Source organism: Paenibacillus sp. 2KB_20 (assembly GCF_052115765.1).
GTDB lineage: Bacteria > Bacillota > Bacilli > Paenibacillales > Paenibacillaceae > Paenibacillus_AQ.
The window spans coordinates 19,599-43,463 of record NZ_JBFRHH010000020.1; the positions used below are offsets into that span (position 1 = coordinate 19,599).

The following is a 23,865-nucleotide window of genomic DNA, read 5'->3' on the forward strand; positions in this document are numbered from 1 at the left end:
CAAAATGTTTGCTAAAGTTTCAATTATTTCCCTCAAACGTATGAAAATCTCTTCATAATCTATATTCCACGTCCCAATTAAAAAGCCTGCACGGCATGAACCGGCAGGCTTTGAACCCATTCCTATTCCTTGTCATGTAACGACAGGACAACCCTTATAGCGACATTTTATAAATCTCCACGACGTCTTCACGCTGCAGCTTGCGGAAGTTGCCAAAAGGACCAAACCGCATCGCCTTATCGGCCATAGCCTCGATCTGGCTGTCGTCAATCTCGTACGCTCCCAGCGTGCTTGGCGCACCGATGGAAGTCCAGAAGCTGCGAAGCGCTTTAATTCCTTCCAATCCGATGGCTTCATCGCTTTTTCCTGCCGGGTCCACTCCGAATACGTTCACGGCAAGTGACTTGAAGCGCTGAGGATCCGCACTTTGATTATATTTCATCCAATTCGGGAACAGGATCGCCAGTCCGCCGCCATGCGGAATATCGTATACGGCAGATACCGCGTGCTCGATGTTATGGGTTCCCCAGTCACCGGCCATCCCCATATTGATCATGCCGTTGAGCGCCATCGTTCCGCAGTACATGATCGTCTCGCGGTGCTCATAGTTCTCCAGATCCTCAACCAGCTTCGGTGCCGTATCGATAACGGTACGAAGTATCGTTTCGCAGAATCCGTCCTGCACGGGCGTGTTGGTGTCTTGGTGGAAGTAGTGCTCCAGCACGTGAGACATGATATCTACGATACCGTACACCGTTTGATCCCGCGGAAGAGAGAACGTATGTACAGGGTCCAGAATCGAAAATGCGGGGTACGCATGAGGACTTCCCCAGCCCATCTTCTCTTGGGTTACTTCATTGGTGATGACGGAGCCGCCGTTCATCTCCGATCCCGTTGCAGCCATCGTAAGTACCGTTCCAAGTGGAAGACCCGCTTGCGGAACGGCTTTGCGCTCTACGAAATCCCACATATCTCCGTCATATTTGGCGCCAACGGCAATGGCCTTGGAGCAGTCAAGGACGCTTCCGCCGCCAACGGCCAGAATAAGATCAATGTCATGCTCCCGGCACAATGCCACACCCTTATGAACCGTCGACAGGCGCGGGTTCGGTTCCACACCGGCAAGCTCCGTCACTGCTGCATTCGCTTCCTTGAGCAATGCGATAACCTGATCGTACAGTCCGCTGCGCTTGATGCTGCCGCCACCATATACGAGTAATACGTTTCGGCCATATTTGGCCACTTCACCACTTAAAGCGCTCAGCTGGCCCTTGCCAAAAATCAATTGAGTCGGATTATGAAAAACAAAAGGTCTCATGTGCATTACCTCCATTGCATCTTGTTCGCATCTATATTCTATGTTGCATGCTTTTTCATTCTATACCATTCCCCTAATGCAAAACAAACAGCCGTATTTCTCCAGAAAGATCGGCTGTTTGAATGATGATCATCGTTATCGTTAACTTCAATCCATCATATATCCATCAATGAATATCTATTTGCTGTCTGAGACGTATCCCATATGGCTCAGGAATCGCTGAAATGCCTGTTGTCCTTCTGCCGTCTGTTTATACACCCCGGCATGCTCCAAAATCGTCGTAAATTTGTGGCCGACCTCCCGGCGAATCAGCTCGATCGCCTCGGCCTTATCCGGCGAGGCTGCTCCCCGTCCTCGCAGCTCCTCGATCCAATCTCCATGGATGGCAAGCGGATGGTCGGTGGCCTTGCTGTCCGCGTAAAGCTCCTCGTTCCCCGCCAGGATATCGGCGATTAGATCGAGCTCTTCCTTGAGTCGGCCCGGCAGGATCGCCAGGCCCATCACTTCAATCAAGCCGATGTTTTCCTTCTTGATGTGGAACATCTCCCGGTGAGGATGGAAGATCCCTTCCGGATATTGCTCATTCGTGCGATTGTTCCTCAGAACCAGGTCCATCTCATAGATGCCCTCGTCATTTCGGCGGGCAATCGGAGTAACCGTATTATGACGGACCCGCTCTCCGTCCACTTGGCTGAACGCTTCAATATCTGCTGAAGGATCACTGTAGATTTTCCATGCCTCGTATATGCTGTTCGCGCATTCAAGGAGCGATTCCCGTTCCTTTGAGGATAGCCTGATAACCGACATCGGCCACTTCACAATGGCCACGGATACGGCCGGATAATCCCCATGCGTAAATCCGGCCACCTTCGGTGCTTTCTGAATCGGGAAAGTATGGCGTCCCCCTTGAAAATGATCATGCGTGAGAATCGAGCCCCCGACAATCGGGAGATCCGCATTCGATCCGAGAAAATAATGCGGGTAGGCATCGACGAAGCTCAAGAGGCGGGCAAGCGTCGCTTTAGTCAGCTTCATCGGCACATGGTCGTGATGGAATACAATACAGTGCTCGTTATAGTAAACATACGGCGAGTATTGGAAGAACCATGGTTCTCCGTTTAGCTCCAGCGGAATAATGCGCAGGTTTTGCCGCGCAGGGTGATTGACCCTGCCTGCATAACCGACGTTCTCCCGGCAAAGCTGGCATTTCGGATAGACCGGCGGAGGCAGCAGCTTAGCCATGGCGATTTCCTTCGGACTCTTCTCCGGCTTGGAGAGATTGATGGTAATCTCAATATCGCCATACGCGCTGGCATGCCGCCAGTATTCGTTCTTGGCTACGCGGTCCATGCGAATGTAGTTCGAGTCGATGCACAGATTGTAAAATTGCCGGGTTGCCGCAATAATCCCCTGCTCCTGCTGGACCGCCCGGAACTGCGCAGTTACTTCCGAAGGTCTTGCCATGAGCCGGCCCATGATTTTGGCGTCCAGCAGATCCCGGTACGTATCGGTATTCTCGGGGATCATACCATGTGCCGCGCCGTAATCGATCATGATGTCGAGCATAGTCTGAGGCCCATCCGGTATCGGGTCGTTCACTTCGTCGCCGTACGGTTCGCTGAATCCGAAATCCTCCAGCAGCAGATTGCGGCTGTAATCGGCATCGGCTGCCTGAATCAGGCCTTTATGAAGTGCAAAACGCACCAGCATTTCAATCGCATGAAGAACCTGCTTGGATTCGGGAGTTCCTGATGTTGCTGCATTCATGGTCATCGTCCCCCTTGGATTAATTGTCACCGTAACCGTCCGGACGGCTGCTGTGCCATTTCCATGCGCTCTCGATAATCTCCTCAAGCGTCGTTCGGGATGGTGTCCATCCGAGAACCGTTCGCGCTTTGTCCGATGACGCCACCAATACCGCAGGGTCACCGGCACGGCGAGCTTCCATGACAACCGGAATGTCGGCACCCGTCACCTGCTTCGAGGTCTCGATAACCTCCTTAACCGAAAACCCAAGTCCGTTGCCGAGGTTAAACACATTGCTGGACTCTCCGCGGCGAAGGTACTCAACCGCGCGCAGATGCGCGTTCGCAAGATCGCTGACATGAATGTAGTCACGGACACATGTGCCGTCAGGCGTTGCATAATCATCGCCAAACACCGAGATGCTTGCGCGCTGCTTCAAAGCCGTTTGCAGGACAAGCGGAATCAGATGGCTTTCTGGCCGGTGATCCTCACCGATCTTACCGCTGGCATGCGAGCCGGCTGCGTTGAAGTAACGAAGGGACACATACTTCACGCCAAGCACGGTATCAAACCAGGACATCATCCGTTCCATCATCAGCTTGGTTTCCCCGTACACGTTCGTCGGCTGCGTCCGGTCCGTTTCCTTGATCGGCACCTTCTCAGGCTCGCCGTAGGTTGCTGCCGTTGACGAGAAGACGATCTTCCGCACACCCGCTTCATTCATGGCTTCCAGCAGGCACAGCGTGCCGTATACGTTGTTATCGTAATATTTCACCGGATCTTTCATGCTCTCGCCAACCAGTGAATTCGCGGCAAAATGGATAACGGCATCAATGTCGTTTTCCGAAAACAGCTGTTTCAGCAGCGCCTTGTCACGCAAATCGCCAACATACAGCTTTCCGCCGATCAGCGCTTCGCGATGCCCCGTCTCCAGACTGTCGATCACAACAACCTCTTCCCCCTGCTCCAAGAGCTCCGCTACGGTGTGAGAACCGATATAACCCGCACCGCCAGTTACTAAAATAGCCATATTATTCGCCCTCCTTCACTTCAAGCACGCCTTGACCTACACCGCATACGTAGAAATCCGGCTTCAGTCCAATTCTGGCTTCGTACTGCTGCCCCACTTCCGTGATGAAACGCTCCACCGCATCCTCGTGCACGAGAGATACCGTACAGCCTCCAAAACCGGCTCCCGTCATTCTGGAACCCAGCGTGCCTGGAATCCGCTGAGCTTCTTCCACCAGCGCATCCAACTCATCGCCCGTTACTTCGTACAGATAACGCAAAGAGTCGTGGGACTGGTTCATATATTGTCCGAATGCTTCCAGATCACCGTTCTTCAAAGCCTTCACGGAATCATGCACACGCTGGTTTTCCTCAACGACATGCTGGGCACGTCTTCGGACGGTTTCATCTCGGATGCTGTCCTGCAAGGTTGCGAATTGATCCGGATTCAGTTGAGCGAGATACGATAACGCCGGCAGCTCCTTCTGCAAAATTTCCAAAGCGCGGTCGCACTCGCTGCGGCGTTCATTGTATTTGGAATCGACGAGTCCGCGCCGTTTGTTGGTATTCGATATCACGATTTTGTATGCTCCGGTCCGGAAAGGTACCAGCTCATACTCCAGCGTATCGCACATTAACAGAATGGCATGATCCTGCTTGCCGTTGGCTACGGCGAATTGATCCATAATGCCGGAGTTGACGCCAACGAACAGGTTCTCCACCCGCTGCGAAAGCTTTGCAATCTCCACCGTATCCGTCTCCTTGCCTTCCATCTTCAAGAAAGCGTAAGCCGTGACCACTTCGATGGACGCCGAGGATGAGAGGCCTGCGCCGTTCGGGATATCTCCATGGTAGAGCAGGTCATAACCGCTGCTAAGGTTGCAGCCGATTTTATTTAGCTCCGTTATGACGCCGACCGGATAATCCGTCCATTGATCGCTTTTGTGGCCATAATCATCATCCAGGCTGATCGTTAGTTCATAGGGGATATTCGTGGATGAAAAGCTTACCTTGTTATCGTCGCGCGGCCTTATAATCAAGGTGGTGCCAAACTCCAAGGCGGCCGGAAGCACGTAACCTCCGTTATAATCCAAATGCTCCCCGATCAGGTTCACGCGACCGGGTGCGTTAAATATGCGAACCTTATGCTGGTTCTCACCGTGCTTGTCCATAAATCTTTCCATAAGCTGTTGCGTCGTCACTGCCATCACTCCATCCTGTACATATGGTAGTTTTACTGTCTTCAGTATAATGGAAATCTCGTTAACCGATAATGAAATCTTGTGCGTTACATATGGATTTATGTGACTTCTGGAGGTACAATGAATTCATAAAATCAACGATGTCCCCGTAGTTCCTCTTTTTCCCAAACTTATTGTAAAGGAAAATGAATGATGAAACCAACCTATTCTGTTGCTTCCAATCCTGCCCAGCAAGGCAGCGGTTCGCTCCACGTCCGATTCGCCGGTGAGAGCCAGACCCGGCCGGAGCATGCATTGGGGCCGAAAATATACGATCATTACTTATTGCATATCATCGAGTCGGGACATGGCGTATTTCGAACCGAAACCGACAGGTATCAGCTCGGCCCCGGCGACTGTTTCCTTATCCATCCCGGTCAGATTGTCAGTTATGTATCCGATGCGAACCAGCCCTGGCGTTATCGGTGGGTTGCCTTTGATGGAGAGCAAGCCGGCGAAGGCGTATCCCGTTCGGGACTCACACCCGAAAAGCCTGTCCTCCATCTCATGGAGAACAACCCGATTCCCGGCTATGTGTCCCTTATTCAAAGCCATTTTCAATCCAGGGAAGAAAGCTCACATATCGCCGCCATCGGTTATCTGCATTTAATCTGGGCTGAGATCATGAATCGGAGTGACCGGCCGTCCCGTTTAACACTGGCAGAACCGCAGGTTCAGCGCACGGTGAAGCAAATGATCAATTACATGGCTTCTCAGTACGCTCATCCCGTCTCGATTGAACAAATGTGCGCTAGCTTAGGTTACAACCGCGCATACCTGTCGCGCATCTTCAAGCAGGAAACGGGCATGACTCCGATTACGTATCTGCTTAAATTAAGAATCGACCAATCCAAGCGGCTGCTGCGCGAACGCCCCGATTTGTCCATCGAGCAGGTTTCCGCATCCGTTGGACTCACCGATCCACTTTATTTCTCGCGTCAGTTCAAGCGTCTTGTCGGCCGATCCCCGACACGGTACCGCAAGGATATCCTCTCATCCTCCGCATTAACTTAACTTTAATGATATCGTCAGTCCGATATATTTCAATGAAAAAAGGAGCGCATGTCAGGTCCGTAATCATCCTGAGGCGCTCCATTCATGTATGTTGGAATCTATGTTATGTTCGGCATGCAATCATTAGTGGCAAATGATCATCCTTCTGCGGAAGAGGTGTTCTCTGTTTTCAGAATCGCTTCAATGCGATCCAGCTCTTCCTTCGAGAACTCCAGGTTGTTCAAGGCAGCTACATTGTCTTCGATCTGGCTCACCTTGCTTGCCCCGATCAGGGCAGATGTCACCCGGCCGCCGCGGAGGACCCAGGCGAGAGCAAATTGGGCGAGACTCTGGTTCCGCGCTTGAGCGATTTGGTTCAAAGCTCTGATCTTGCGCAGCGCTTCAGGCGTGATATTGCTCTCGTTCAAGAATACGGATGCGCTTGCGGCGCGTGAATCGCCAGGCACGCCGTTCAAATATTTGTTGGTCAATAGTCCTTGAGCAAGCGGAGTGAAGGCGATGCTTCCGACTCCGTTCTCTTCCAGGACATCGAGCAGTCCATTCTCCACCCAACGGTCCAGCATGGAGTAGCTTGGCTGATGGATGAGCAGCGGAGTTCCCAGGCTTTTCAGAATCGATATCGCTTCCCGCGTCTTCTCTGGCGAATAATTGGAGACTCCAACATAAAGCGCCTTGCCTGAACGAACAAGATGATCTAGCGCCACCATGGTTTCCTCAAGCGGCGTTTTTGGATCCATCCGATGATGATAGAAAATATCGACATAGTCCAGACCCATTCGTTTCAAGCTCTGATCGAGACTTGCTACCAGATATTTACGTGATCCAAAGTCACCATAAGGTCCAGGCCACATATAGTAGCCCGCTTTGGACGAAATGACGATTTCATCACGGTAAGCCTTAAGATCTCTTGAGAGAACTTTACCGAACGTCTCTTCGGCAGAGCCTGCAGGCGGTCCGTAATTGTTCGCCAGATCGAAGTGGGTTATGCCCAGATCGAAGGAGCGCGTAATCATATTACGCCCGTTTTCATACGTGTCGACACTACCGAAATTATGCCATAATCCAAGGGAGATCGCCGGAAGTTTCAATCCGGATCGCCCCACGCGGTTATACTTCATTCCTTCATAGCGGTCTTCGCTAGCCACATAGGTCACTTACAATCCCTGCCTCTCTAAGTGATAGGTCCATTGCTAAATTCCATCTTATCGTGTTTGGTCGTCCTTTGACAAGAAAACGATTACAGTTATAGGTGCAGCAGCACGCCGCCTCTGTCGCCGTTACGTGCTGATCAGCTTATCCACCTGCGTCATGACCTGACCGATCCGATCCGCAATCAAGAGGCCTGCCCGGTGATCGTAAGGGGTTGGGTCTGCATTCAGCAAAGCCACCTTGCTCCCATGAAAATAGGATATCAAACTCGCAGCGGGATGTACTGTCAGCGAAGTCCCGCCTATAATCAACAAATCCGCCGTCGATATTTCCTGGATCGAGCGCATGATGATGTTTTGGTCCAATTCCTCTTCATACAGCACGACATCCGGACGCACCAGTCCTCCGCAATCCTTGCAGCGCGGGACGGTTTCCTTGATGTCCAGAATATCCTGCAGGCTGTAGAACCGGGAGCAATCCATGCAATAATTGCGATGCACAGAGCCATGAAGCTCCAACACCTCAGAACATCCAGCGGTCTGATGCAAACCGTCGATATTTTGCGTGACCACCGCCTTCAGCTTACCGTCATGTTCCAGTCTCGACAATAGCCGGTGACAGCCGTTCGGCTGCGCATGCGGGTGAAGCATCTTGCTCCGGTAAAAGTCGTAAAACACTTCCGGATGCTTCATAAAAAAAGTGTGGCTGAGCATGACCTCCGGCGGATACGGAGATTGGTGCTCGCTCTGGTATAGTCCGGCTGCCGAACGGAAGTCAGGAATCCCGCTCTCCGTGGAGGTACCAGCTCCCCCGAAAAAAACAATGTAGTCGCTCGCTTCGATCCATGTTGCCAACTGCTCGATCTTTTCCCTGTTCTCCACTCTTTTACACCTCCGTACAGCCCTTAAAATAACACGTCTACCTGTGCACGTCTAATTCATTATAATCGGATATGATAACATCGGCATCTGTCAGATGTACAGGTTCCCCCTCATCTGTCAATAAACCCACAGCCAGAGCGGCGCCTGCTTGCTTCGCCATTTGCATATCCGCATTGCTGTCACCAATCACCACCGCTTCCTCGGGCATAATCCCAAGCAGGCGGCAGGCGGTCTCCGTCATTTCAGGGTGCGGCTTGCCGTTTCGAACCTGATCTCTTCCTAAAATGGCCGTAAAGGAAGAGTGAAGCCCCATCCACTCCAGCTGTTCCTTGGCATTTGAGGTTTCATCCGAAGTAACCACGGCCATCTTCACGGAAGCCAAGCTGCACTTCTTCAGAAAATTCTCCAGCCCCGGCATCGGGAATGCCGGCTTCTGCTGACGAACTTCATACATGGCGTTTTTCGTAATTTGATGGACCTGCATAATCGCCTCGTTCCAGGGCATTCCTGCAGCGTACAGCTGCCAAGCCAATAGCCCGTTTGTCTCCTCCACAGTGCCCATGGCGAGCGGACCCTGAAGATCGTAACCCGATACGCGCCCGCTTGCATCATGCTTTGTGCCCAGCACCTGCTCTTTCGGCAGCGTGAAGCCGGCTCCCATTAATTCCAGCCGTTCCTCCATGAACTTGAGCACATAATCGGTCCATCCTCCCCATAGCGCCATGAAATGGAGCAGCGTTCCGTCTTTATCAAACAAAATCCCTTTGCAGGGAACGGTTCGTCCCTTCACTTGAACAAACGGCAATGTAAAAAACCTCCCTATCCTATTCTTGATCATACTCTTATTAAACCATGAAATAAACTCTGATTTAAACGGAATTAACGCTGGGACTCAGAAATCGATCCGAAATGGGAATTTTCCAATCTTTAGTCGAATGTTTTGATTCATGACAAATGAGCCGTGGTAAGTAACATATACGCATAGCAAATACGACGGTAAAGGAGTGATTTGTGATGGCAACAAGCAGCAATCGAAAGATGACCCGCGAAGAAGCAGGACGTCTTGGCGGCGAAGCGACCGCTAAAAAGCATAGCCGCGAATTCTACCAGGAAATCGGCAAAAAAGGCGGCAAAGCGACGTCCAAGAACCATAGCCGCGAGTTTTACCAGGAAATCGGTCAAAAGGGCGGCGAAGCCACCTCGCGGAATCATAATCGTGAATTCTATCAGGAAATTGGCCGCAAAGGCGGCAAGAAATAGTACCATCACTCAAATAGGAGCCTGTGCCCACCCTATGGGAACAGGCTCTTTGCATGCCATCACAACAGGCCTCTTTCCATCGCTTCCTAATTAATATCATGTAGAAAAACCTACCTTTTTGTGATAGACTCATTTAAAACCTATTCGCTGTTTACAGGTACCCGGCTGCTTTGCCGGAAGACCGCGCTAAAGCGTAACAATTTTATAATAGATCTGGGGGGAAATCGACATCATGACAACCAAAAAAATGCGTTCAGACATGATCAAAAAAGGCTTCGACCGCGCGCCGCACCGCAGCCTTCTGCGTGCAGCAGGCGTTAAGGAAGAAGATTTCGGCAAACCGTTCATCGCCGTATGTAACTCTTACATCGACATCGTTCCGGGTCATGTGCATCTTCAGGAATTCGGTAAAATCGTGAAGGAAGCGATCCGTGAAGCCGGCGGCGTTCCGTTCGAATTTAACACCATCGGCGTGGATGACGGAATTGCCATGGGACATATCGGCATGCGCTACTCGCTGCCAAGCCGCGAGATCATAGCCGACTCCCTGGAAACTGTCGTATCCGCTCACTGGTTCGATGGTATGGTATGTATTCCGAACTGTGACAAAATCACGCCAGGCATGCTGATGGGTGCCCTGCGCGTCAACATCCCAACGGTGTTTGTCAGCGGCGGACCGATGAAAGCCGGCGTGGACAGCAAAGGCCGTAAATTGTCACTGACCTCCGTATTTGAAGGCGTCGGCGCTCACCAGGTTGGCAAAATCAATGATGATGAGCTCCTCGAATTGGAACAATTCGGTTGTCCAACCTGCGGATCCTGTTCCGGCATGTTCACCGCCAATTCCATGAACTGTCTCGCCGAAGCGCTGGGTCTGGCTCTGCCGGGCAACGGCACCATTCTTGCCATTGCCGAAGAGCGTAAAGAATTCGTTAAACAATCAGCCAAACAATTGATGGAGCTCGTAAAAATGGACCTCAAGCCGCGTGATATCGTAACCGTAGAAGCTATCGACAACGCGTTTGCGCTCGATATGGCCATGGGCGGCTCCACCAACACGGTGCTTCATACATTGGCTCTCGCTCAAGAAGCCGGTCTCGATTACCCGCTGGAGCGAATCAACGAAGTTGCTGACCGCGTTCCTCACATCTCCAAGCTGGCTCCAGCTTCGGATTACTTTATCGAGGATGTGCATTTGGCAGGCGGCGTAAGCGCGGTTCTGCACGAGCTTCTTAAGAAGCCTGGCGCATTGCACGGGGATCGCATCACCGTAACAGGCAAGACGCTAGCCGAGAACGTAGAGGGCTGCGAAATTCAGGATCAGAACGTTATCCATCCGATCGATTCTCCATATTCCGAGCGCGGTGGTCTCGCCGTACTGTATGGTAATCTGGCTCCTGAAGGTTCGATCATCAAAGTCGGTGCCGTTGATCCATCGGTTGGAGGATACCATAAAGGACCTGCCATCTGCTTTAACTCGCAAGATGAAGCGCTTAGCGGCATCGCCAACGGCAAGGTTAAAGAAGGCCATGTGGTTGTCATTCGTTATGAAGGGCCGAAGGGCGGACCTGGTATGCCAGAAATGCTGGCGCCGACTTCACAGATCGCAGGTATGGGGCTTGGGGCCAAAGTCGGTCTGATCACAGACGGACGCTTCTCCGGCGCATCCCGCGGTATCAGTATCGGACATATCTCGCCGGAAGCGGCAGAAGGCGGACCTATCGCTTTCGTTGAAGACGGAGATATCATCGAGCTTGACCTGAATAACCGGACGATTCAATTGCTGGGCGTTTCCGATGAGGAAATGGCTGTACGCCGCAGCAAATGGGTTGACTTCGAACCGAAAGTGAAGACTGGTTATCTCGCTCGTTACTCGAAGCTTGTTACGAACGCCAGCTCAGGCGGCGTATTGAAAATCTAATTCAAACAAAGCAAAGGGGTTATCCCTCGCAGGCATTGGTAAGCCTGCAGGGATAACCCCTTTTTTATATCCAAATTCCATCTGAGAGATGATCCATACATAATGACAGAAAACAATCGGTTCGATGAATTACATACCCTGCGATGCACTGGCAACGGCCATGTCACCCACATGTTCTTGTTGTATTTCCTGCTGCTCCTCGGATGGAGGCTGGGCCTGATTCTTCTTCTCAGCATAACGGCCAATCAGCACATCCACCGGCATCATGAGCATTCTCGGCTCCATGATCTGACTGCCCTCTTTAAGACGGGCCTGCCCTTTCGGATGAATGACGCTAAGCAGCAGTTTCAGATACAGTCTGGACGAGCTTGCAAACAGTCCCCGCGGTAAATCCATGACATGAAATCCGAATTGCTCCGGTCCCCGTGAAATCATGGTAACAGCATACAAACCCTTGATATCCTTGTACTCAGGCCGTTCCAGCACCATATTAGCCAGAGAAGGCAGGTCTTTTTGCACGGCACGAATCATTTTGATGGCGAGCTGTACTTCCGAACGGGAGCGGCTGCCGATCTCAAACAATTTTTTGTTATCAAAATGAAGTTCTAGCACCTGGTCTCCCTTTTCAAGTCGGCTGCCATCTTCCATCACGACCGTTTTACCGGTAAAAGTACGCTTCCGGAAATGCAGCATCGGGTCCCCCGGAGTAACCGTTTCGAGCGCAAACACCGCATGAAATCCTTTTTCCCAGAGAAGCCACAACGAGACGATCATACGCTTGAGAGGAGACGGCTTCTTCGCTTTCACTTTGCTTTCCTTCGCTATCATGTCGTCGATTCGGACGCTGCTCATTCCCTTCTGCTCTGCGACTTTCAGAACACGTTCCAATGCGATCAGCATTTGCTCCGGTGCATCGGGGTTCGCCCCCACAGTCGTGCCGCAGTCATGAAGGAGCATAACCTCGCCACCGTTAAGCTTGGCAAGCATTCGCTGAGTCAGCTTGTCAGCGCCAATCTTGCTCCGCCAATCATTAAACATCGACGACCATAGGATTATGCGGCAGCCGGTATTCTTGGCAAAATCGAATAAATTCACGATTCCCCACGGCGGTCTGTAATAACTCGAGCGCTCACCGGTGATGGAATAAATAATATCATCCGTGCGCTTGACCTGATTACGGACGGTGACCGGCCGCATGAACCAATTGCTCTTGTGAACATAGTTATGAATCCCGATCAGATGACCTTCACTATGAATGCGTTTTACAACTTCTGGATGCTTCTCGGCATGAGAACCCACCAGGAAAAACGTCGCCTTCATATTATGCTGCTTCAAGAGATCCAGCAGTCTTGGTGTATAGACGGGATCAGGACCATCATCAAAGGTTAAGGCGAAGTCGTTCGAGCCTGTTCCCCTGCGAAATACTCGGAATCCAAATATCCGGGTCAAGATGCCGGGAATAAATGCATAAAAAGATGAAAGGTAAAACAACCATAGCAGTAATGTTTGCATGCTAACTCCCCGCTTTTTATTTCTTTTTCTAAAGAACCCACTATTATTATTTTAGCATAGCACTTAAAGAAATAGGCTTTTTTTTCACAAATCGTGTACAATGATATCAATTAATATAGTATAAAGGAGCCGATATCCCACTATGCTTCCCTTGTATAAAAAATATTGGAGAACCGCCTTCGATATAGGTTTAATCGTGCTTACGGTTTACCTGATCATGTTCATATTCAGCAAGCTGTACCAAATTGCGGCTCCGGTGTTTTTATCTTTCCTCGTTTTCCTGATTATCGAGCCTTTCTCCAAATTCTTGCACCGCAGGGGGCTGCCAAAACCATTTGCTGCCGCGATATCCGTTCTGCTCTTCCTGCTGGTCATCCTAGGCATCCTGTTCGGAGCCGGAGCGCTAATCGTATCGCAGTTCATGAACTTGCAGGATAATTTGCCAGGTTACACCAAAACGATCCAGAGACATTTTTCAGAGAGCCTGAATTTCCTCCAAACCAAGCTCGACGCGCTGCCACCCGATCTGACAGACCGTCTGAACGGTTATTTCCAGGACATCACCACTTTTGCCCAGGGTGCTGCCGAATCGTTCTTCCATTATGTCATTGGGTTTATGGGGTCGTTCTCCTCGTTCATTGCGAATTTCGGGGTTGCGATCATCCTTGCTTTCTTCCTGAGCATTGAGATCGGCAGCTGGCGGAGAATCGCCAAAGACAAGACGCCGAAGACCCTCAAGACGGCTTTTCTTTTCCTCAAAGAAAATGTATTCAAGGCGATTGGCTCGTATTTAAAAGCTCAGATGAAGCTTGTCAGCATTACCTTTGTCATTGTATACATAGGACTTCTGATCTTAGGTACGGGAAATTCCCTGTCCGTTGCGCTCATCTGCGCTGTGTTCGATGTACTGCCGCTGCTCGGTGTTCCCGTTATTCTTATTCCGTGGATTACCTATTTGTTCATCGTCGGCAACACTGGGCTTGCCATTGGCTTGATCGTACTGCTTGCCGTAGTTGTCATTTCCAGACAGCTGCTTGAACCAAAAATTACAGGAAACTCGATCGGCGTATCCTCAGCATTTCTGATGTTGTCCTTTATGATGATCTCGCTGTCCATTTTTGGAGTTGCCGGTTTGATTCTGGCTCCTATCCTTCTGATTCTCATCAAGGAACTGCTTACCCAGGGATATCTGAAGCAGTGGATCCGGCTGCCAAGCGAAGAATTCGAGGTTTCCCCTTGGGACATGTCCCGCTCTTACGCAGAGCCGGAGACCGATTCAACTGAAGCCAAGAAATCGGAAACCTGACCGAATATGTCCGTTGCCTGATTGCTGCTGTTCGGGCTCCGGTTCTCAACCAATACAGCCACGGCATAACGTGGCTTCTCCACTGGGCCGTACCCGACAAACCACTGGTTGTTTCGGGCACGGCCTTTTATGGTTACCTGCGCCGTTCCGGATTTACCGGCAAGAGTCCATTTGCGATTTTTTAATGTGCTGCCTGTTCCCTTTTCGACGACATCCTCCATCCAATCGAGCAGGATGGAAGAGGTTTCCCGGGAAATACCCCTTCCAGCTATCCACTCCTTTAGTGGATCCGTATCCTGGAGCAGCTGGCCGTTAGCATACCGGATCTGCTGTAAAATACGGGGCTTGGTCTTCACCCCGCCATGAAGCAGCGTGACCATCGCATTGGCTGCTTGCAGTGGGGATACGGCAGCGTCCCTTTGGCCTATGCCTGTCTGGACCCTAACACCTGCGTCAGAGGTGTCCACAGAGTTGGAAAAAACCGTGCCCTTCTCTTCATGATCCAATGGCGCAAAGGAACGAAGCCCTAAAAACTGCCTGGATTTCCAGCCTACCGTTTGCCCGAAGCCCAGCGCGGAGGCCGCCTCCGCCATTTGATGAGCTGACAGTCTCTCCGCTAGAGTAGCAAATACGACGTTGCATGACTCCGCGAAGCCTTCGCGAAGATCAATCGTTCCATGCCCTCCCTTTTTCCAGCAGGACATTCCGAACTTACCGTATTCGCCATCACAATGGAACTGTTCGCTTTCAGAGCTTAAACCATTCTCAAGTATGGCTGCGGCCGTGACTAGCTTGAAGATGGAACCTGGCGTGGCTGCTTTCAATCCGCGATTCTCCCACTGGCCGTCCTTCGGGTGAATCTGCTCCGGATTATAGAATGGCCTGGAGACCATAGCCACGATATCTGCGTTTCGAGCGTCCAGCACAACAACCGCTCCTTCTTTCATGCCCGCTTTCTCCGTTAAGGCCTCAATCCCTCGTTGAATATCAATATCAATCGTGGTGGATACCCTTAACGGATAGTACCGATTATCAGGTGCCTTCACCATCGGCTTAATATCCTGAATGACCTCATTGGTGCTGTTAACCGGAAAATAGACGATGGTCGGCCCTTCCCCACGTATCAACGAATCCATCGTTTTCTCCAATCCACTGGTTCCGGTAACCTCCGGATCATCGTCAAAGAACAGGCTTTCCTTACGCTGACCTGACACAAAACCAAGCCACTGCATTCCCGATTGGCGATTGCCGTACCGCTGCTCATAAGGAAGAACCTTAAGTTTGGGAAGATCAAGCTCTTGAATCTGCACAATCTGATCTTTGGTTAAGGATCGAGGAATGAGCGAATTATCTCCATGCCACAATTCAGGCTCCTTTAGCTTGCCCCAGGTCTGTATCAAATGATCCTTATTTGTTCCCAGTATACGGGCCAGCTTCACTAACTGATTATGGGAGCTCTTCAGTTCCTTCTCGCCTGCAGGAAACAACACGGCTGCCCAGATGAGCTTGCCCGTGAGCGGTTTTCCGTTCCGATCCGTAAAATGTCCGCGACCGGAATCCAGCACAATGCCTCGCTCCCTCTGTATGAGCGATGCCTCTACCATCGTATGTCGGCTGCCGGGTACCCGCTGATGCTTCATCACAAGCTGTACCCATGCAAGACGCAGCGTCAAAACGGCGATCAATAGCGTCAGTATCAGCCATCCGTATGCAATTCGCTTATTTCGGATTAGCCTCATGTCTTGCTCCTCCAATATGGTCTATGTCTCATCATTATTTCCATATGGGGCCTGACTCAATCATGTTCACTTCTCTACAAAAATGAGCTCTCCAGAAAAGACACCCACGATTAAAAGGTTGACACTTAACGTCAACGTGCACTTGAATCTTGCACTTGCGAAAATATAGTTTGCCCACGGTCCCTGTCTTCCTTGTAACGCATCCATGTGCCATACTTTTTCTCTTGGCATTTTTTCCAAAATCCCATCTCCTCTGAAAGTTATTTTTATCCGATATCGAAAAAAAGCCCCACAAAGTGGAGTCTATACTTCGTTCCTTATTCCAAATACTTTGCGGGGAGCCCCAAAACCTATAAATGCGAATACAGAATGGCTTTTGCTACACTGAAAACTTATAAATTCTGTAATCTGAAAAAAGGCTGCTCCATCAGCTTAAACTGATGGAACAGCCTTTGAATTATATATTCAATCTTACAGTCTAAAACGAGACAAAGTCTCTTTCAGCTCATTCGATACATTCTCCAGCTGCGATGATAGATTTACCAGCTGACTGCTGACGCTTTGCTGCTCTGTGGAGAGAGAAGCCACTTCTTCCGAAGTTGCAGAGGATTCTTCGGCTACCGCACTCACATTACTCATCGCTTCCGAAAGTACATTCTGAGATTCATTCAGTTCATCAATCGAATGCGTTACCGAATCCAAGGACTCAATAAAGTCGACCATCTGCTGCTGAACGGATACGAAGATATCGTTCGTTTCCTTAACAGCATCCATCTGACCCTTGAAGAGTGGGTTCGCGTCCAGCAATACCTGCACGGTTTCATTCATCTCGGTCATGATACGATCTGTAATCTGGCTGACCATATCGATGGACTGCCTGGATTGGTCTGCCAACTGGCGAATTTCATCGGCCACGACCATAAAGCCTTTACCAGCCGCCCCGGCACGGGCCGCTTCGATGGTTGCATTCAATGAGAGGATGTTCGTTTGCTTCGTAATGTTCTGAAGGACGTCAAGCACTTTGACAACGGATGAAGTCGTCTCCTTCAAGCCATCGACCTTGTGCATCATCGAGCGGGTCATATCCTCGGTTTGATGGGTCTTATCCAGCAAGTCGCTCAAATGCTTCGTTCCAAGCTCACTTGCGCTTTCCACGTGACGGGCCGATTTGCCCATCTCTTCGTTGGCGGAAACGACAATTTGCATCTGCTTCGAGATGTTGTTGGTCAGATCGCTGCCGCGTTCGGCTTCAACCGCCAGACTGCTGGCACCGTTGGCAATTTCCTCGGTAGCTACGGCAATTTCTTTGGCGGAAATAGCCGTCTTCTTCGAGGCATCGCTTAACTCGGTAGCCGTTCTAAGCACTTCCTGAGCGGTATTGCTCGTTTGCTGAACGAGTCCGGTGATCTGCTCCATCATATCGTTAAAGCTTGCGGAGAGCTGACCGATTTCGTCTTGGCTCTTATGGTCTGTACGAACATTCAAATTGCCTTTGGCGCCTTCTTTCATCAACAGGTTAAGCTTGCCTAATGGACGGGCAATCATTCTTACCATCCAAATCCCGATCAGAATGGCAAAAATAACGTCGATGGCAGCCACGATAAGCGTGATGACCAGGATGCTTGACGCATCCTTCGTGAGCTCGCTGGTTTGGACAGAACCTACGAGTTTCCAATCGTTAGCGCTGAGCGTATTGTACACCGCCAGAACCTGTCTTCCGTTCTCATCCTTGGTTCTTACATTATCCGTTCTGGAGTCCTCCGGAAACTCCTTCGCAAACGTCCAGGCGGTTTCGTTACCCACAATGGAAGACTCGCTGGAGGAGACAACGATGCCTTCCGGACTGATCAATTGCAGTTGGCCGTTCTCGCCCAGGTTGATCCCCTTCAGATGCGTATCCAATACCGAGGCATTGAGTTCAAACATAACCACATACGTTGAATTCAGATCATTCATAGACCCCAAAGAACGAGCAATCGTGAAATATGGAGCTCCGCTGTTCTGCATCGTTGGCAGCCACATTATCTTCTTGTTGCCTTCCTTCAGTTCGGCATACCAGCTTTGCTCAAGGACAGTTTTGGAGGATTCTGAGGTTTGACCTGCCGATATGATCTTCTCTCCCTTGGTAGGAATCAGATAAATGGCTCTGATCGACGAATCCGATGTAATCTGATTGGATAGTTTATCGCGAATGCTGCGCTCCACCGTAAATGAATCGTAATCGCTTAACTTTTTATCCGTGTATTCAGACAATAACTTCTGCAATTCAATGTCATAGAAGATTGATCTACCGGCATTCTCATACTTCTCCAGAATGATGTCGATTTTCTCAGAGGTTTGAATGATCGTCTGCTGATTGCCGTTCGCAGCATTCTTCTCAATCGTGCTCTTCGCCTTATCGTACGACAGATACCCCAAGACGATAACAAAAAATACAATAGCTGACAAAAAGATCAGGAACAACCGAATTCCGACGGATTTCGCCGGGTTCATTGGCATCCGGCTTATAGCCGTTCCCACGTTTGAAAAGAACGACTTGGCAGTATGTATCCCTGTTGATGCCGAAGGTTTTTCCTTTTTCTCTTTAATTCCTCCGGGCTTCTTGTTCTTTTTCGGCTTCTTATCATGCTGCTCAACTTCTGACATTAGCTGTTCACCTACCACAATCATATTATTAATACGTCGGTCCAATCCCTTGAAACGTATTCGTTACTCTTTATTTCGACAATTGGAGGTGTTTTCCTTTGGGTTTTCGCAAAAAAATAATTCTTAATCCCTAATTTTTTTACAAATAAAAAGAATCCAAGGTCCATCCACAGACCCGGATTCTCAATTGTGTAGTTCTAAGTGACTATATTTTTTATTTTCCTTTGCGTTTTCTCATCATATCAAAATGACGCACCGGCTGGTCCACCTTCATGCGAATAAGCTGCAAAGGATGGCGAGCTGCATCAAGTTCATTGCCATTCTCATCCCTAATAGGACCAACTGACTGCTTAAAGAAGGTTCCTTCCGGTCCAAAAAACTCGATTTCATCCCCAGGCTTAAAGTGGTTTCGCTGCTGAATGACGGCCGTTCCCGATTTCTCATCATACTCCATCACCAAGCCGGCGAAGTCATAAGGAACCGCCTTCTCTTCCGGTTCATAGATATGATCCTCATGATCCGGTGTATCATAGAAAAATCCGGTATTCAGCGGTCGATTGGCCGCTTTATTAATTTCCTCAATCCATTCCGGCTTCAATACATAATGCTCAGGGTCAGCCATATAGGAATCAATCGCCTGTCTATAAACATTGACCACTGTCGCTACGTAATGGATCGATTTCATCCGTCCTTCAATCTTGAAGCTGTCGATTCCCACCTCAATCAGATCCGGAATATGCTCGAGCATACAGAGATCCTTCGACCCCATCGTAAACTGGTTGTCTTCCGGCTGGAACAGCGGGATCTGCGTAACCCCCGGTTTGAATGGGGACGGAGCAGGGGCCGGCTGTTCTATCAACTGCTGTTCTTCCGATACCCACTGGCCTTGATCTTCTCTTCCATCCACAAACAAATCATATTTCCAACGGCAGGATTGGCAGCATCCGCCCCGATTGGAATCACGATCCGTAAAATGATTGGATAACACGCAGCGACCGGAGAACGAGGAGCACATCGCCCCATGGATAAAGGCCTCGATCTCAATGTCGACATGTTCTTTAATCGCTGCGATCTCCTCCAGGCTCGCCTCGCGTCCCAGTACAACCCGCGGCAATCCTTCGTCCTTCCAGAACTTCACGGCCTGCCAATTCAATGTGGATTGCTGTGTGCTCAGATGAACTTCGAGCTTGGGTGCAGCACGTTTGGCCACCTCAATAATAGCCGGATCTGCAGCGATGATTGCCGCAATGCCGGCTTCCTCCAAACTTCGCAGGTAGGATTCAATTCCCTCAATGTCCTCATTATGCGCATATATGTTGGTTGCTACAAATACTTTAGCGCCGTATTTCTTGGCGAACTCCACGCCCTCTTTCATTTCTTCAAAGCTGAAGTTGTCCGCATTGGAACGAAGGCCGTATTTCTGACCCCCAATATATACCGCATCGGCGCCATAATGCACCGCAAATTTCAATTTTTCCAAATTACCAGCCGGGGCGAGCAATTCCGGCTTGTCCAGGCGATAGCGTTTGCCCTTATACGTTGGCTGTGCCATTGCTTCCATGCTGTCCACTCCTTAATAAACTTGTTCCTTATAGAAAAATCCAAACGACAATTCACGTTCCGGATCCTGAATAGCGCGGATTCCGTCCATCCACTCTTCCTGAAATGCATAAGTTGAAGCATCTGCAGCATATCGATCAATCGCTTGGCGATAAGTTCGAATCACCAGCTCATTGTAATGCCGCGGCTTCAGCAGCGTCTCTACCTTAAAGCTGTCAATGCCTGCTGCCATTAAGAGATGCAGATCCTCCAGAATGCAAATATCCTCCGAACTCATAATATGGGTTCCGTTGATATCCTCATAGATCGGATACTTCTCTTCTTGACGCTCAGCTTCAATGAGAAACAAACCGCGCTCCTTGCCAAGGCTGCCCTCATTCACGGGCCTGCCCTGCTGCTGCATATAGCTGTTGACCAGGCGTCTCTTGGAATGATAGATGTTTGTCATTCCATGAACCTGAACCTGTGCTTCCAGTTGAAGCTGCGGCTTCATGTCGGTTACCTCATCCATATTTAATTCACGCGCAAGAATAACCCGGGATGCGCCTTTGCTTCCCCAATAATTGGCCGTTGAGTAGTTGGTGGCGGTCATTTCTGCATTCCAATGAAGTTTTACCTGTGGAGCCAACTCTTTTACGGTAGTGAGCACCGATGGATCGTTAAATTCCACCGCGTCTACTCCGATCTCTCCGAGTGCCTTAACATGGGCAGGAAGCTCCGGCAGCAAATCATTCGTCATCAAATTGTTCAAGCTTACGTATACTTTACTTCCTCGCTCATGAGCAAGCTGTACGACTTGAGTTATTTCGTCCAATGTCAGACTGCCGGGCAATCTCATGCCGAATCGATCTTCGCCGACGAGCAGTGCATCGGCTCCCGCTTCCAGATAAGCAGCGGCATCAGCCACGGACCCAGCTGCCGCCAATAATTCAGATTTGATACTCATTTAAAAATTCCTCCCTACATAGAGGGTGTTCAACAAGACTCTTCTGAGTACGAAGCTAGGATCTGTTCCTTGTCAGCAGCGTATCAGGGGAAATGCTAAACACGTAATATTATTATTGTTGTGCCATCTTCTTGCTGGTCTCGATATTCTTCAAATGCTCTTTATACGTTTTGGCAAACAAATGCTCTTGTGTACCGTCTTTCTTTGTCACATAGAACAAATATTCGGATTTCTCCGGATTCAGGGCAGCCTGAATAGATTCCAGGCTCGGGCTTGAGATGGGCCCAGGCGGCAAACCCTTTTGACGATAAGTGTTATACGGGCTCTCAACCTCCAGATCGGCATAAAGCAGTCGTTCCTTCGGTTTATCTAACAGATATTGAACGGTTGCATCGATTTCCAGCCTCATATCCTCTTCCAATCGATTATAAATAACGCCGGCCACCAGGGCACGCTCCTGATCTGCAACCACTTCCCGCTCAACCAGTGAAGCGATGGTCATGAGTTCATGGAATGTCACGCCGCGAGCCTTTAACTGATTCTCCCAACCCGGAATTTCAGCCAAACGTTTCTCCGTTTCTTTCAGCATGGTTTCTACAATGCCTGTTGCCGTGATATCCTTTTTCGGTAACTCATAGGTCGCAGGGAACAAGTATCCCTCGAGGTGATGCCTGAGGTCTGCTTCTTGGGGAATTTCTCCTGCAATCGGAACATCCCAGCCGGCAGTCTGATCCACAACCTTCAGAAATTCCTGCTCATCGATTCCGCTCTCGTGAGCGATCGTCTCTGCCATCTGAAGGATCGTATATCCCTCAGGGATCGTGAAACGAACCATTTCCTCGGGCTTCACTTCGCCTTTGTTCATCTTCGATAATAGTTCCTTGAACGGAGTGCCTGGGGTTGCCTCATAGGTTCCTGCCATCAGACGGCTTCCTTCCCCGCTAAGCTTTAAATAACCTTTAAGTATAAGGGCGTTCTTGATCAATCCCTTTTCCTCCAGCAGATCGGCGATAGAGGACGTGCTCATGCCGGACTCCACGGTAAATTCGACAGGAGTTTCCGAGCTGTGAACGGGCTGTAAACCATTCCATACGTAGAATACGGCCCCACCCGCAACTAGGATCAGGACCAATACTGCTATTGCCAGTTTCTTCAATCTACTCATCCCTTCACACCAAAAGGGGCGGACAGCTCCGCCCCTTCCTGAACTTTCATTTGAAAATTAAGCATGTGCTCCTGTAGGAGGGAACTTAATCCTCGTCGCCTTCGGGAAACGTCAGCTCATCATAGAGCTCCGACACATTCTCCCATTCCTCGTCGTCATCAATGGTTGCCAGCTGCAATCCGCCGTCCTCACCCTTGACGATACGAAGCACCTCGTACTCCTCATCGGTTCGATCCGGCTGAACCAGAATGGCATACCCTTGACCATCCACTTCAAATTCGGCGGCAATATCATAAACCTCGATATGGCCTTTTTCGTCCTCAAGCTCTACACTCTCACCGAATGCTTCCTTAAGTACTTGGGTCCATACGATATTCTCAACCGAAAAATCAGACATCATTCGTCTCTCCCGTCCAGCTCTTCCACGAGCGTATTGAAGGTTTCTTCAACAATGGCCCATTCTTCGTCATCTTCAATCATAAACAATTTCAAGTCTTCTCCGTCTTCCTCATAACGGAAGGCGTAGACCTCGTCTGTCTCTTCGTCAGCAGACTCCCTTGGTACGACCATCATATATTTAGCATCCGAGCCATCCACTTCAAATTTCATGATAACTTCGAATTCTTCCTCGTTGCCTTCATCGTCGGGAATATAAATAATTTCCGGTTCTTCTTCCATACCAATATGCTCATTAGCCATTGTAATCACCCTCACCTTTACCTTTTAGAATCCAAGTAGTTTTGCAAAATCAAGCTTGCCGCCATTTTATCTACAACCTGTTTTCGCTTCTTTCGGCTGACATCGGCTTCAAGCAATGTCCTTTCAGCGGATACTGTTGATAGCCGTTCATCCCAAAGGTGAACGGGTAAGGATAGGGACTCTCGCAATGTACTTGCGAATTCCATGCAGATTTCGCCCCGCGGACCAATCGTGCCGTTCATATTTTTAGGCAAGCCGACCACAATCTCACCGACCTCGTTGTCTTTGACGAGTGCGGCAATTCTGTCCAGTTCGCCTTCATCACGGCGGCGCTCGATAACTTCAACCCCTTGGGCCGTCCATCCGAACACGTCGCTTATGGCAACACCGATTCTGCGGTCCCCGTAATCTAATCCCATGATCTTCTTCATCCCTGTGTGCTCCTAACGGTGACTGGCTAAATAGAACCGGACCAGTTCTTCAATCAATTCATCTCGCTCTTTTTTCCGGATCAAACTTCTGGCATTATTGTGCCGAGGTATATAAGCTGGATCCCCGGACAAAAGATACCCTACGATTTGGTTAATCGGATTGTACTCCTTCTCTACCAGCGAATCGTATACCGAAAGTAGAATGTCCTGGGCGGAAGCCTCCTTTTCATCACCTTTTACATTGAACTTGACTGTCTTATCCATGGAGTCCATGTGTGACACACCTCGCTTCTTCAAAGAACATGTTTACCATGCTTCGTCGA

At 49.8% G+C, this 23,865-nt stretch carries 20 protein-coding genes and 1 pseudogene; 4 read left to right on the plus strand and 17 right to left on the minus strand.

Annotated features, from left to right (window positions below):
• Positions 1 to 154: 154 nt before the first annotated feature.
• From AB4124_RS31230 to AB4124_RS31245, 4 genes are all read right to left on the minus strand, one after another.
• A complete protein-coding gene (locus tag AB4124_RS31230) occupies positions 155 to 1,318 on the minus strand; it encodes an iron-containing alcohol dehydrogenase (protein WP_430113211.1) in 1,164 nt (387 codons plus the stop codon).
• 177 nt (positions 1,319 to 1,495) lie between these two features.
• A complete protein-coding gene (locus tag AB4124_RS31235; protein WP_441975238.1) occupies positions 1,496 to 3,085 on the minus strand; it encodes a UDP-glucose--hexose-1-phosphate uridylyltransferase in 1,590 nt (529 codons plus the stop codon).
• Between the two features lie 19 nt (positions 3,086 to 3,104).
• Complete coding sequence (galE, locus tag AB4124_RS31240; protein WP_441975239.1) at positions 3,105 to 4,094, minus strand: UDP-glucose 4-epimerase GalE; 990 nt, start codon at positions 4,092 to 4,094, stop codon at positions 3,105 to 3,107.
• 1 nt (position 4,095) lies between these two features.
• On the minus strand, positions 4,096 to 5,274 hold the full coding sequence (locus tag AB4124_RS31245; protein ID WP_441975266.1) for a galactokinase: 1,179 nt from the start codon (positions 5,272 to 5,274) through the stop codon (positions 4,096 to 4,098).
• A 189-nt stretch (positions 5,275 to 5,463) separates the two neighbouring features.
• Between AB4124_RS31245 and AB4124_RS31250 the strand changes: the two genes are divergently transcribed.
• Positions 5,464 to 6,327, plus strand: coding sequence for an AraC family ligand binding domain-containing protein (locus AB4124_RS31250; RefSeq protein ID WP_441975240.1), 864 nt, complete (start codon positions 5,464 to 5,466; stop codon positions 6,325 to 6,327).
• Positions 6,328 to 6,464: 137 nt separating this feature from the next.
• Here the strand turns inward: AB4124_RS31250 and mgrA are convergent, their stop codons facing one another.
• From mgrA to AB4124_RS31265, 3 genes are all read right to left on the minus strand, one after another.
• Positions 6,465 to 7,481: an L-glyceraldehyde 3-phosphate reductase gene (gene mgrA, locus AB4124_RS31255; RefSeq protein ID WP_441975241.1), complete on the minus strand. Its 1,017-nt coding sequence runs from the start codon at positions 7,479 to 7,481 to the stop codon at positions 6,465 to 6,467.
• Between the two features lie 123 nt (positions 7,482 to 7,604).
• Positions 7,605 to 8,357 carry an NAD-dependent protein deacylase gene (locus tag AB4124_RS31260; RefSeq protein ID WP_076320470.1) on the minus strand — a complete coding sequence of 251 codons (753 nt, stop codon included), beginning with the start codon at positions 8,355 to 8,357 and terminating at the stop codon, positions 7,605 to 7,607.
• A gap of 37 nt (positions 8,358 to 8,394) precedes the next feature.
• A complete protein-coding gene (locus AB4124_RS31265; RefSeq protein WP_379415474.1) occupies positions 8,395 to 9,162 on the minus strand; it encodes an HAD family hydrolase in 768 nt (255 codons plus the stop codon).
• A 209-nt stretch (positions 9,163 to 9,371) separates the two neighbouring features.
• Between AB4124_RS31265 and AB4124_RS31270 the strand changes: the two are divergent.
• Positions 9,372 to 9,611, plus strand: a pseudogene (locus tag AB4124_RS31270) (KGG domain-containing protein); the annotation flags it as partial.
• Between the two features lie 238 nt (positions 9,612 to 9,849).
• On the plus strand, positions 9,850 to 11,538 hold the full coding sequence (ilvD, locus tag AB4124_RS31275) for a dihydroxy-acid dehydratase (protein WP_076320468.1): 1,689 nt from the start codon (positions 9,850 to 9,852) through the stop codon (positions 11,536 to 11,538).
• A gap of 129 nt (positions 11,539 to 11,667) precedes the next feature.
• Here ilvD and AB4124_RS31280 read toward each other — a convergent pair whose 3' ends face one another.
• The gene (locus tag AB4124_RS31280) at positions 11,668 to 13,050 is read right to left on the minus strand and encodes a polysaccharide deacetylase family protein (RefSeq protein WP_441975242.1); all 1,383 of its coding nucleotides are present in this window, start codon (positions 13,048 to 13,050) and stop codon (positions 11,668 to 11,670) included.
• A 142-nt stretch (positions 13,051 to 13,192) separates the two neighbouring features.
• Between AB4124_RS31280 and AB4124_RS31285 the strand changes: the two genes are divergently transcribed.
• Positions 13,193 to 14,356, plus strand: coding sequence for an AI-2E family transporter (locus AB4124_RS31285; protein ID WP_430133387.1), 1,164 nt, complete (start codon positions 13,193 to 13,195; stop codon positions 14,354 to 14,356).
• Here AB4124_RS31285 and AB4124_RS31290 read toward each other — a convergent pair.
• The 9 genes from AB4124_RS31290 to AB4124_RS31330 form a co-directional block, all read right to left on the minus strand.
• Complete coding sequence (locus AB4124_RS31290; RefSeq protein ID WP_441975243.1) at positions 14,305 to 16,095, minus strand: peptidoglycan D,D-transpeptidase FtsI family protein; 1,791 nt, start codon at positions 16,093 to 16,095, stop codon at positions 14,305 to 14,307. The genes AB4124_RS31285 and AB4124_RS31290 overlap by 52 nt on opposite strands.
• Before the next feature lie 471 nt (positions 16,096 to 16,566).
• Complete coding sequence (locus AB4124_RS31295) at positions 16,567 to 18,741, minus strand: methyl-accepting chemotaxis protein (protein WP_441975244.1); 2,175 nt, start codon at positions 18,739 to 18,741, stop codon at positions 16,567 to 16,569.
• Positions 18,742 to 18,955: 214 nt separating this feature from the next.
• The gene (locus AB4124_RS31300) at positions 18,956 to 20,302 is read right to left on the minus strand and encodes a peptidase U32 family protein (RefSeq protein WP_441975245.1); all 1,347 of its coding nucleotides are present in this window, start codon (positions 20,300 to 20,302) and stop codon (positions 18,956 to 18,958) included.
• A gap of 12 nt (positions 20,303 to 20,314) precedes the next feature.
• The gene (locus tag AB4124_RS31305) at positions 20,315 to 21,247 is read right to left on the minus strand and encodes a peptidase U32 family protein (RefSeq protein ID WP_441975246.1); all 933 of its coding nucleotides are present in this window, start codon (positions 21,245 to 21,247) and stop codon (positions 20,315 to 20,317) included.
• Between the two features lie 112 nt (positions 21,248 to 21,359).
• The gene (gene mltG, locus AB4124_RS31310; protein WP_076320461.1) at positions 21,360 to 22,403 is read right to left on the minus strand and encodes an endolytic transglycosylase MltG; all 1,044 of its coding nucleotides are present in this window, start codon (positions 22,401 to 22,403) and stop codon (positions 21,360 to 21,362) included.
• 94 nt (positions 22,404 to 22,497) lie between these two features.
• Positions 22,498 to 22,809 carry a DUF1292 domain-containing protein gene (locus tag AB4124_RS31315; protein ID WP_179090578.1) on the minus strand — a complete coding sequence of 104 codons (312 nt, stop codon included), beginning with the start codon at positions 22,807 to 22,809 and terminating at the stop codon, positions 22,498 to 22,500.
• Positions 22,809 to 23,111, minus strand: a complete 303-nt coding sequence (locus AB4124_RS31320; RefSeq protein WP_076320459.1) for a DUF1292 domain-containing protein — start codon at positions 23,109 to 23,111, stop codon at positions 22,809 to 22,811. Before AB4124_RS31320 ends, AB4124_RS31315 begins: the two co-directional genes overlap by 1 nt.
• Positions 23,112 to 23,128: 17 nt before the next feature.
• Positions 23,129 to 23,542, minus strand: coding sequence for a Holliday junction resolvase RuvX (gene ruvX / locus AB4124_RS31325; protein ID WP_076320458.1), 414 nt, complete (start codon positions 23,540 to 23,542; stop codon positions 23,129 to 23,131).
• Between the two features lie 12 nt (positions 23,543 to 23,554).
• Complete coding sequence (locus AB4124_RS31330; protein ID WP_006208869.1) at positions 23,555 to 23,815, minus strand: IreB family regulatory phosphoprotein; 261 nt, start codon at positions 23,813 to 23,815, stop codon at positions 23,555 to 23,557.
• Between the last annotated feature and the right edge of the window lie 50 nt (positions 23,816 to 23,865).

Coding starts and splice junctions, on each gene's coding strand:
- AB4124_RS31230 (WP_430113211.1), bottom strand. CDS start 1,318: ATGAGACCTTTTGTTTTTCATAATCCGACTCAATTGATTTTTGGCAAG.
- AB4124_RS31235 (WP_441975238.1), bottom strand. CDS start 3,085: ATGAATGCAGCAACATCAGGAACTCCCGAATCCAAGCAGGTTCTTCAT.
- galE (WP_441975239.1), bottom strand. CDS start 4,094: ATGGCTATTTTAGTAACTGGCGGTGCGGGTTATATCGGTTCTCACACC.
- AB4124_RS31250 (WP_441975240.1), top strand. CDS start 5,464: ATGATGAAACCAACCTATTCTGTTGCTTCCAATCCTGCCCAGCAAGGC.
- ilvD (WP_076320468.1), top strand. CDS start 9,850: ATGACAACCAAAAAAATGCGTTCAGACATGATCAAAAAAGGCTTCGAC.
- AB4124_RS31280 (WP_441975242.1), bottom strand. CDS start 13,050: ATGCAAACATTACTGCTATGGTTGTTTTACCTTTCATCTTTTTATGCA.
- AB4124_RS31285 (WP_430133387.1), top strand. CDS start 13,193: ATGCTTCCCTTGTATAAAAAATATTGGAGAACCGCCTTCGATATAGGT.
- AB4124_RS31290 (WP_441975243.1), bottom strand. CDS start 16,095: ATGAGGCTAATCCGAAATAAGCGAATTGCATACGGATGGCTGATACTG.
- AB4124_RS31295 (WP_441975244.1), bottom strand. CDS start 18,741: ATGTCAGAAGTTGAGCAGCATGATAAGAAGCCGAAAAAGAACAAGAAG.
- AB4124_RS31300 (WP_441975245.1), bottom strand. CDS start 20,302: ATGGAAGCAATGGCACAGCCAACGTATAAGGGCAAACGCTATCGCCTG.
- AB4124_RS31305 (WP_441975246.1), bottom strand. CDS start 21,247: ATGAGTATCAAATCTGAATTATTGGCGGCAGCTGGGTCCGTGGCTGAT.
- AB4124_RS31315 (WP_179090578.1), bottom strand. CDS start 22,809: ATGTCTGATTTTTCGGTTGAGAATATCGTATGGACCCAAGTACTTAAG.
- AB4124_RS31320 (WP_076320459.1), bottom strand. CDS start 23,111: ATGGCTAATGAGCATATTGGTATGGAAGAAGAACCGGAAATTATTTAT.
- ruvX (WP_076320458.1), bottom strand. CDS start 23,542: ATGAAGAAGATCATGGGATTAGATTACGGGGACCGCAGAATCGGTGTT.
- AB4124_RS31330 (WP_006208869.1), bottom strand. CDS start 23,815: ATGGACTCCATGGATAAGACAGTCAAGTTCAATGTAAAAGGTGATGAA.